Below are 9,294 nucleotides of genomic sequence, written 5' to 3'. Positions count from 1 at the left end.
GCCAAGCAGCTCGCGTCGGTGATCGACAACCTGCTGCCGGTCTAGTCGGCGAGGTCCTGCCCCCGAGTTGGCTCCGAACACTGCCGTAAGCTGGCGAATCGTGACTCGACGCAGGCTGGGAGTGATGGGTGGGACGTTTGACCCCATCCACCATGGACACCTCGTCGCGGCCAGTGAAGTGGCCGACCTGTTCGAGCTCGACGAAGTGGTGTTCGTGCCCACCGGGCAGCCCTGGCAGAAGCGGGACCGGCTCGTCACCGCTGCCGAGGACCGGTACCTGATGACGGTCATCGCGACGGCCGCCAACCCGCGGTTCTCGGTCAGCCGCGTCGACATCGACCGCGGCGGTCCGACGTACACCAAGGACACCCTGCGGGACCTGGCCAGGCAGAACCCTGACACCGACCTGTTCTTCATCACCGGCGCCGACGCGCTGGCCTCGATCCTGTCTTGGCAGAACTGGGAGGAGCTGTTCTCCACCGCCCGGTTCATCGGGGTCAGCCGGCCTGGCTACGAGCTCGACGGCAAGCACATCGAGGACGCGCAGAAAGAACTGCCGCCCGACGCCCTGAGCCTGGTCGAGGTGCCCGCGCTGGCCATCTCGTCGAGCGACTGCCGTCGCCGCGCCCAGGCCAACCGGCCCATCTGGTACCTGGTGCCCGACGGCGTCGTCCAATACGTATCCAAACGTGGGCTCTATCAGGCCACGAACAAGCAGGAGAACTCATGACCGCCACCCCCGAAGCCCTCAGCATGGCGACGGTCGCCGCCCGCGCGGCTTCAGCCAAGCTCGGCGAGAACATCAGCGTCATCGACGTGTCGGAGCAGTTGGTCATCACCGACTACTTCGTCATCGCCTCGGCGTCCAACGACCGCCAGGTCAACGCCATCGTCGACGAGGTCGAGGAGAAGATGCGGTGGGCAGGGCACAAGCCGGCGCGTCGCGAAGGTGCCCGCGAGGGTCGCTGGGTGCTGCTCGACTACGTCGACATCGTGGTGCACATCCAGCACCAGGAAGAGCGCGAGTACTACGCGCTGGACCGGCTGTGGCGGGACTGCCCGGCCATCGAGGTCGACCTGGACGGTGAGCTCCCGGTGAACCCGGACGGTGACGACGCGTCCGGCGAGTCCGCCGAGGGCCGAGAGTGAGGAACCGTCGCCTCCTGCTGCTGCGTCACGGCCAGACGGAGTACAACGCCACCAGCCGGATGCAGGGCCAGCTCGACACCGACCTCAGTGATCTGGGCCGGGCGCAGGCGGTGGCGGCGGCCGAGGTCCTGGCCAAGCGTCAGCCGCTGGTGATCGTCTCCTCCGACCTGCGCCGCGCTCTCGACACCGCGACGACGCTGGGCGACCAGGCCGGCATGTCGGTGTCGGTCGACGAGCGGCTGCGTGAGACGCACCTGGGGGACTGGCAGGGCCTGACCCACCACGAAGTCGATGCCATCGCGCCCGGTGCGCGGCTGGCCTGGCGTGATGACGCCCGCTGGGCGCCGCACAACGGCGAGAGCCGGGTCGACGTGGCGAACCGCAGCCTGCCGGTGGTGACCGAGCAGCTCCGCAACCTGCCCGAGTGGGGTGTCGACGAGGTCGACCGCCCGGTTGTGCTCGTCGCGCACGGCGGTCTGATCGCGGCGCTGACCGCGGCCCTTTTGGACCTGCCGGTGGACAACTGGCCGGTGCTCGGCGGCATGGGCAACGCCAGCTGGGTCCAGCTGTCCGGGCACAGTGCCGGCCTGGCCGACGACGACCCCGTGACGTGGCGTCTGGACGTGTGGAACGCTTCGGCTCAGGTGGCCAATGATGTCCTCTGACACTCGGCCCGTACTGCTCGTCTTCTGTGACTCGTTGTCCTACTACGGACCGACCGGCGGTCTGCCGTCCGACGATCCGCGCATCTGGCCGAATATCGTTGCCTCCCAACTTGGTTGGGACCTGGAACTGATCGGCCGGATCGGCTGGACCTGTCGTGACGTGTGGTGGGCCGCTACCCAGGATCCAAGGTCGTGGGCGGCGTTGCCCAAGGCCGGCGCGGTGATCTTCGCGACCAGCGGTATGGACTCGCTGCCGTCGCCGTTGCCGACGGCGCTGCGGGAACTGATCCGCTACGTGCGCCCGCCGTGGCTGCGCCGCATCGTGCGGGACGGCTATGGCTGGGTGCAGCCCCGGCTGTCGCCGATCGCGCGGCCCGCGCTCCCTGCGCACCTGACCGCCGAATACCTCGAAGAGACCCGCGCGGCAATCGATTTCAACCGTCCCGGTATTCCGTTCGTGGCGACGGTCCCGTCGGTGCACATCGCGGAGACCTACGGCAACTCGCACCGGTGGCGCGACGCCACCGTGTCGGCGATCACCGATTGGGCTGACGCACACCAGGTTCCGATCGTCGACCTGAAAGCCGCCGTCGGTGACGAGGTGATGTCGGGCCGGGCGAATCCGGACGGCATCCATTGGAACTTCGAGGCGCATCGTGCTGTCGCCGAACTCATGCTCAAGGGGCTGGCCGAGGCCGGTGTGGTGTCGCAGCGGACTGACGACTAGCCATGGCCGTGGTGGTGGTCACCGATTCGTCGGCCCGGCTTGATCCAGAAGGGTTGAAGCGCTGGGACATCCGGGTGGTCTCGCTGCACGTGCTGCAGGACGGTGTCGATTACCAGGACGGGGTCGATCCGATCCCACAGGACATCCAGGACCGGTCGCACGTGTCCACCTCGGGCGCGTCGCCTGCGGATCTGATGGACGTCTACCGGCAAGCGCTGGCTGACAGCGGCGGCGACGGCGTGGTGGCGGTGCATCTGTCGGCCGGCCTGTCGAGCACGTTCAGTTCCGCCGCGGCAGTGGGTCGCGAATTGGGTCCTGCTGTGCGCGTGATCAATTCGCGGTCAGCTGCCATGGGCGTCGGGTTCGTCGCACTGGCCGCGGCCCGGGCCGCAGCCTCCGGTGCCGACCTGGATGCCGTTGAGGCGGGGGCGCGTTCGGAATCGGGCCGGCAGCACGGATTCATCGTCGTGCATCGGCTCGACAACCTGCGCCGCAGTGGCCGGATCGGCACGGCGGCATCCTGGCTGGGCACCGCGTTGTCGCTGAAGCCGTTGCTGCAGTTGGACATCGACGGCCGGCTGGTGCTGGATCAGCGGATTCGGACCGTGGCCAAGGCGCATGCCGCGATGATCGAGCGGGTGGCCACGCTCGTCGGTGACCGGCCTGCGTCGATTGCCGTGCACCACGTCGACAATCACGATGACGCCGCGTCGATCGGCGCCGCGCTGACTTCCCTTCTGCCCCAGGTCGATTCACTCGTGGTGACCGACATGGGGCCGGTGCTGGCAGTACACGTCGGCTCCGGGGCTGTCGGCGTGATCGTCAACGTGCAGGACTAGCGCCCCCGGTCAGTGACCGGGTTCGAAGGCGACCGGCAAGGTGGCCGGACCCGTCACTCCCAGGAAGCTCTTCCACACGGCCGGCCCGTCGAGGTGCAGGCCCGGCATGCGGGTCGACATGACCGTCATCGCCTCGGTGAGTTCGAGGCGGGCGAGGTGAGACCCGAGGCAATAGTGCAGTCCGCTGCCGAACGACAGCACAGTCGCCGGGTCGTCGCGCTCGATGTCGAACCGGTCCGGATCATCGAAGACTCGCGGATCCCGGTTCCCGGCAGCGGAATTGGCGATGATCTGGGTTCCGGCCGGGATGATCAACCCGTCGAGTTCGACGTCGACCAGGGCCTCGCGCGGCAAGCCGATGCCGATCGGTGAGTGCCGCAGTGCCTCCTCGACGCCTTTGTGGACCAGATCGGGACGTTTGGCCAGCGTCGACCACTGCTCGGGGTGTTCGCAGAACACGTGCAGGGCCGAGGCCAGCTGGTTCCGGGTGGTGTCCGTACCGGCAACGAGGATCCCGGCGGCCAGCATCAGCAATTCGTCGTGGGTCAGGTGGTCGCCGTCGTCTTCGGCACGGATCAGGTCGGAGATCAGATCGTCGGTCAGATTGTTGCGCCGGATATCGATCATCTCGTCGACATAGTCGTCGAGGTGTTGCCAGGCGGCCAGGACCACCGGCTCGTCTTCGACGATGTTCCACGCGACGAGCTTCATGAAGTCATCTGCCCAGTTGGAGAACAACTCCCAGTCTGCCCGCGGCGCGCCCAGCAGGGTACAGATGACCGGGATCGGGTACTGCCGAGCGATGTCGGCGACGACGTCGCAGCGACCGGTCGGAGCAACCGCGTCCACCAGCTCGTTGATCACCGAGGCGATCGTGGGTTGTAAGCGGGCGACCGCCCGCGGGGTGAATGCCTTGGACACCAACCGCCGGAGGCGGTGGTGCTCGTCGCCGTCCATGGTCAACAAGCTGTGGGTGACGCGGTCCCACAACTCTCCGGAGGTGATGCCCTGTGGTTCGAGGCCCATCGCTTTGGGCTCGGCGAACCGCGGGTCCCGCAACGCGGTGTGCACCAGGTCGTACGTCAGGAGCTCGGGCCCGTGTGGACCCATCGCGATTGACGACCGCTGCCGCGCTGCGGCGAGGACTTCGTGCACCTCGTCCCAGCTGGTGGCTTCTGTGTAGTCGAAGGTGGGCAGGTCGGCGTCGAACACGCTGACGGGACCGGACAAGGTGGCGGTCATGCGGGCTCCTCGTGTTGTGCGGCTGCGAGTTTCGCTTCGCCGATGCGGTAGATGCCGGCCAGTGCCGACGGTTCGACGCCGACGTACTCGCAGATGAGGTCCGCCGCCACGCGTGCGTCGCGCAACCGGAGAGCCAGCGAGTACGCCAACGGCAGACGACGTAGCGCCTGCTCGCGGGAAGTTGACGTGGCCATGTGAGTGAGCCTGCGCGTCGCTGAGCCGACCGGACTGAGTAGACGGGTACTCGAATTTCGTGCTTGGTCTACCTCCGCAATAGCGCGGCGAGTTCGTCGCGGTTGGTGGTGCCAGTTTTGGCCATGGCGCGGTAGATATGGCCCTCGACGGTCCGGGTGGACAGGGTGAGACGTTCCGCGATGGCGCGGCTGGGGAGCCCTTGGCCGAGGAGGGTGACGATTTCGCGTTCGCGGTCAGTGAGGGGGAGGGGTTGGGCTGCCTGTCGTAATGCGGGGGTGGTGGCGCCGCATTCTCGGGCGAGGGCTTGTGCACGGGTCGAGCAGGTGAGTGCCGAGCCGCGTTGGTCGTGTCGGCGGTACGCCACAGCGGCGTGGGCGGCGGCGTCGATGGCGGCGATGAGGTCGCCGATACCTTGGAAACTTGTTGACACAGCGGCGAGTTCGTCGGCGTCGCCGGTCTGTAGTGCGGTGGCGAACCGAGCAGCCAACGCAACGCGGGGACCTTCGACAATGCCCGTGAGTTCGAGCAACCGATCGGCACCTGAGCCGTCGCCGAACTGCGCCGCGGTCTGCCACGCCAGCACTTCGTATGCCGGTCGTCCAGCACTGGCCGCGTCCGCCGCGGCGGCGCGGGTCAGTTGGACCGCTTCGGTCAGGGACCCCTCGGCGGCGGCCACCCAGGCCCGGGCCAGCGTCACTTCGGTTGTGAGGAACAACAATCCGGGATGTCGGTCGGCGTCGAGTTCGGTCATGGCCTGCCTGGCGGCCGCGGCATCGCCGGTCAACGCCAGGGCCTGAGCCACGCCCAGGCGGCAGCGGAACAGCCAGCCACCCATTTCGTGGCCGGCGGCCAGCGCCGTGAGCGCCCGCTGCAGACGACTCAGCGCATCGGGGACCTGCCCCCGGGCGAGTTGGGCCTGCCCCACGTGGACGAGGCCGCCATACGGAAACCACGTGTCCTCGAGGTCGCGCCAGGCTTGTTGGGCCACCTCCTCGGCACGATGCAGGTGACCGGCCAGTTTGAGGCCGATCATGTGTCGGTAGCTGAGACCGTTGCGCAGCACTGCGGCATTCTGTGCGGCGGTGGCCGCAGTCTGGCCGCGTGCGGCCGCGGCCTCCAGCTCGGCGACCCGACCCAACATGGCCAGCCCACCGGCCATGGCCCAGGAGGCCATGGCCGCATCGCCGTCGGGCAGCGGTCGGGCCAGCGCCTCGGTAGCTGTCCGCACCGCGGCCTGCGGCCGTCCGAGATCGGCGTGGAACGCGGCACGTTGTGCGGCCAGTATCCGTTTGGCCGGCGGATCGAGAACGGTTGCCTCGGCTTGGTCAAGGATCGCCTCGGCAGCCGTCGGCTGGCGAAGAGTCCAATAGGTGTTGTGCCCGCGCAGAGTGGCGACCTGCGCCACCTCGAGATCGGTCTGCGCCTGTTCCGCGAGCGCGGCCAGCTCCTGTTGTGCCTCCGCGGCGCGGGCCGACCAGACCATGCAGTAGCCATGTTGTATTCGGGCGGCCACGCCGCCGCCGGCCTCCACCGCGGCGCGTGCAAGCTGCCCGGCCAGTGGCGTATCCAGAAGTTGGACAGCTGATTTGGCGGCAGACAGAAACAGTTCCGGATCGGGTTGCAGGTCGGAATCGAGCGCCAAAGTGGCGCGACGCACGAGGACCCGGATGTCGTCACAGTCGGTATCGGCCGCCAATGAGCTTGCGACAAGGCCGCGGACCCGCCGGAGCCGGATCGCCGGCGCGCGCTCGCGCCGTACTTCGCCGTAGAGCGGATGAGCCAGCCGCACCTTTGCCCCGCCGTCCATATCGTCAAGGGCGACGAGGCTGCGTGCCTCGGCCTCCTCGATCGCCACGGGATCGGTGATGCGCGCGAGCAACCGAATGTCCATCGGCTCGCCGACTGCCAGGACGTCGATTACGTCGCCGACCGCCGTGGGTAGCGCACCCATCCGGGACTCGATCATTTCCACCAGCGCCGGCGCGACGGACATCCCCCCGGTCCAGCGCCAGCACCCGTGCTCGGACGCCAGACGCCCTGCCGAAACTTCCTGCTCCACCATGTGGTGCAGGTAGAGGGCGTTGCCGCGCGTCAGACTCCACAACCGGTGTCCTGTGCCTGGATCGATGATCCCGCCGAGGGTGACGCCCAGGAGATTGACGGTCTCTTCGGCGGACAACGGCTGCAGGTCGATACGTTCAAGGTCTCCGACACTCCAAATCTCTTGAACGCCAGGGGGAATCGTCTCCCCGTCGCGGAGGGTCAGGATGACCTTGGCGACCCGCCGCCGGACGATCTGATGCAGGACGAAGGCCGAGAGATCATCGAGGAGGTGGACGTCGTCGACTCCCACGATGACCCCTGCACCATGCGGACTGCCGGTCAGGGCATCGACCACGAGCCGAACCAGTTGAGGGCCGTTCATGTCGGCCGTCACCCATGCGGCGAGTGCGCCGAGTGGCAGTGCGCGGGCCGATGAGGTGGCCACCGCCCACTGCGTGATGGAGCCCTTCCCGGCCGCGTGCGCGAGGGCCTCTTGCGCCACCCGGCTCTTGCCGACGCCGGCTGCGCCGCGGAGTACGACACCGGACGAGTCGGGGTCGGACATCGCGGCGTCGATGGCCGCAAGTTCTTCCTCGCGGCCGGTAAGTGGCCACGTCAGGCGCACATAGACAGCGTATGCGGGAACAGTGCGACGGTTCTAGACTCAGCTTGACCATGTGCCTCGGGGAGGTGACGTGCCCGAGTATCCGGTGGTGGTAATTGGGGCGGGTCCGGTCGGCGTCGCGATGGCGCTGAGCCTGCGTGTGCGCGGAATCAGCGCTCTGGTGATCGAGCGCGGTGACGGTGTCGGCGCGGCATGGCGCGCTCGCTACGACGGTCTTCATCTCAACACCGAAAAGCACTCATCGCACCTGCCTGGGATCCGATACCCAAGGCACACTTCGATGTTCCCGTCACGCGACGAAGTCATCCGACACCTCGAAACGGGTGCCGAGGCTCTGGATATCCGGTTCAACACCGTCGCCGAGCGGATCGACCGCCGGCCGGTGGGCTGGCGGCTGACGACTTCGACCGGTGCCGTCGACACCCGGAATGTCATCGTCGCGACCGGCCATGAGCACACCCCTCACCTGCCGGAATGGGATGGTGCGCAACGCTTCACCGGCCAGGTGTTGCACTCGTCGGAGTACCGCAACGCCGCCCCCTTCGTCGGCGAGCGGGTGCTGGTGGTCGGTTGCGGATCGTCGGGAATGGAGATCGCCAACGAATTGGTGACCGGCGGGGCAGCGGAAGTCTGGATGGCCACTCGAACGCCGCCGAACATCCTGCTGCGCACCGGCCCGGCAGGGCTGCCGGGGAACGCCATTGCGACGCCGCTGTACCACCTTCCGACGCGCCTCGCAGACAAGATCGCCCGCATCGCACGGCTCAGAGCGATCGGGGACCTGACGTCGTTCGGTCTCCCGATACCGGATGAGGGCCCGTTCTCCCGATCCGCGCGGCTCGGCGTCGCACCGTCAATCGTCGACAAGGAGGTAGTCGACGCAATCAAGGCCGGACGCATCGAGGTCGTCTCGGCGCCCGCGTCATTCGATGGCGACGCGGTCCGGCTGATGGACGACACCCAGGTGCACCCCGACGCGGTGATCTGTGCGACCGGCTATCGGCGCGGTTTGGACGGGCTCGTCGGGCACCTGGGCGTCCTCGACGAGCGTGGAGCGCCCTTGGCGCGTAGCGGCAAAGCGGTCCTCGAAGGTCTTCGGTTCCTGGGGTATCAGCCGAGGCCATCGCAATTCGGCTACGCCTGTCGACGCTCCCGGAGTATCGCGCGCGACATCGCTGCCGGCCTTCGCTGAGAGTCACTGCCGCAGCAGCAAGGCGAGTTCGTCGCGGACGGTGAGTCGCTCGGCGATGGCGCGGCTGGCGCGGTCTTGATCGGGGAACTGACCATGCCTTGGCAAGCCGCCACCCACGCATGCGCCAACTCATATTCGTAGTCGTACAGCCTCCAGCTGGGGTGGCGCTTCCGCTCAAGAGCGGTTTGGGCAACGACAGCTTCTTCGGCGGGACCTCGCATCGCAACGGCCGCCGTCCAGGGCAGTTGGCAGATCGGGTCGCGCAGGCCCAACTACACAGGTAGGGGACCGCCACGCGGGCTCGGTTTCGAGTACCTGTCTACTCGCGCTCAGGAGTCGCCGTCACCGCACTCTGAAATCAAGAGCGGCACCCCTCGCCGCTGACCCGATTGAAAGGTGACGACGATGAGCCACACCATGCACCTCGGCTGGACCCACGCCCTGCCGATTCACGCACCCACCGCGCCTCGGTGGTTCACGACGGTGGAACGGGCGGTCGCGCAGGCGCGCACCTGGCTCGCCGCCGAGCACACTGCGAGCCCGGTGTTCGAAACCCACGTCGGCTACATCGAGGACGCGCTGATGGCACGCGAAATGTACCGGCTGTGAATGCTTTT

Annotated in this window: 10 protein-coding genes; 7 read left to right on the top strand and 3 right to left on the bottom strand. The window is 67.7% G+C overall.

From position 1 onward, the window contains the following. The first annotated feature begins 115 nt into the window (after positions 1–115). The 5 genes from nadD to TL10_RS08035 are packed head-to-tail and all read left to right on the top strand — an operon-like array spanning position 116 to position 3,380. Positions 116–730 carry a nicotinate-nucleotide adenylyltransferase gene (gene nadD / locus TL10_RS08055; RefSeq protein ID WP_260940491.1) on the top strand — a complete coding sequence of 205 codons (615 nt, stop codon included), beginning with the start codon at positions 116–118 and terminating at the stop codon, positions 728–730. Further along, on the top strand, positions 727–1,149 hold the full coding sequence (rsfS, locus tag TL10_RS08050; protein WP_043985220.1) for a ribosome silencing factor: 423 nt from the start codon (positions 727–729) through the stop codon (positions 1,147–1,149). Before nadD ends, rsfS begins: the two co-directional genes overlap by 4 nt. Continuing rightward, positions 1,146–1,814: a glucosyl-3-phosphoglycerate phosphatase gene (gene gpgP, locus TL10_RS08045; RefSeq protein WP_043985219.1), complete on the top strand. Its 669-nt coding sequence runs from the start codon at positions 1,146–1,148 to the stop codon at positions 1,812–1,814. Before rsfS ends, gpgP begins: the two co-directional genes overlap by 4 nt. Further along, positions 1,804–2,541: a diglucosylglycerate octanoyltransferase gene (gene octT, locus TL10_RS08040; RefSeq protein ID WP_043985252.1), complete on the top strand. Its 738-nt coding sequence runs from the start codon at positions 1,804–1,806 to the stop codon at positions 2,539–2,541. The genes gpgP and octT overlap by 11 nt, the downstream gene beginning before the upstream one ends. Before the next feature lie 2 nt (positions 2,542–2,543). Next, on the top strand, positions 2,544–3,380 hold the full coding sequence (locus TL10_RS08035) for a DegV family protein (RefSeq protein WP_043985218.1): 837 nt from the start codon (positions 2,544–2,546) through the stop codon (positions 3,378–3,380). Between the two features lie 9 nt (positions 3,381–3,389). Here TL10_RS08035 and TL10_RS08030 read toward each other — a convergent pair whose 3' ends face one another. From TL10_RS08030 to TL10_RS08020, 3 genes are all read right to left on the bottom strand, one after another. After that, positions 3,390–4,622 (bottom strand): cytochrome P450, encoded by a 1,233-nt coding sequence (locus TL10_RS08030; protein ID WP_043985217.1) that lies wholly within the window; start codon positions 4,620–4,622, stop codon positions 3,390–3,392. Further along, entirely contained in the window at positions 4,619–4,816 is a 198-nt protein-coding gene (locus TL10_RS08025) for a hypothetical protein (protein ID WP_043394220.1), read from the bottom strand. The genes TL10_RS08030 and TL10_RS08025 overlap by 4 nt, the downstream gene beginning before the upstream one ends. A gap of 68 nt (positions 4,817–4,884) precedes the next feature. After that, on the bottom strand, positions 4,885–7,485 hold the full coding sequence (locus TL10_RS08020; protein ID WP_043985216.1) for a helix-turn-helix transcriptional regulator: 2,601 nt from the start codon (positions 7,483–7,485) through the stop codon (positions 4,885–4,887). 70 nt (positions 7,486–7,555) lie between these two features. Here TL10_RS08020 and TL10_RS08015 point away from each other — a divergent pair, with 70 nt between their 5' ends. Next, the gene (locus tag TL10_RS08015) at positions 7,556–8,677 is read left to right on the top strand and encodes a flavin-containing monooxygenase (RefSeq protein WP_043985215.1); all 1,122 of its coding nucleotides are present in this window, start codon (positions 7,556–7,558) and stop codon (positions 8,675–8,677) included. Positions 8,678–9,082: 405 nt separating this feature from the next. After that, positions 9,083–9,286 (top strand): hypothetical protein, encoded by a 204-nt coding sequence (locus TL10_RS08010; protein WP_043394215.1) that lies wholly within the window; start codon positions 9,083–9,085, stop codon positions 9,284–9,286. Positions 9,287–9,294 lie beyond the last annotated feature (8 nt).

Origin of the sequence: Mycolicibacterium llatzerense (assembly GCF_000878195.1) — a bacterium.
GTDB classification, from domain to species: domain Bacteria; phylum Actinomycetota; class Actinomycetes; order Mycobacteriales; family Mycobacteriaceae; genus Mycobacterium; species Mycobacterium llatzerense.
This window is presented reverse-complemented; position numbering and strand designations above follow the sequence as displayed.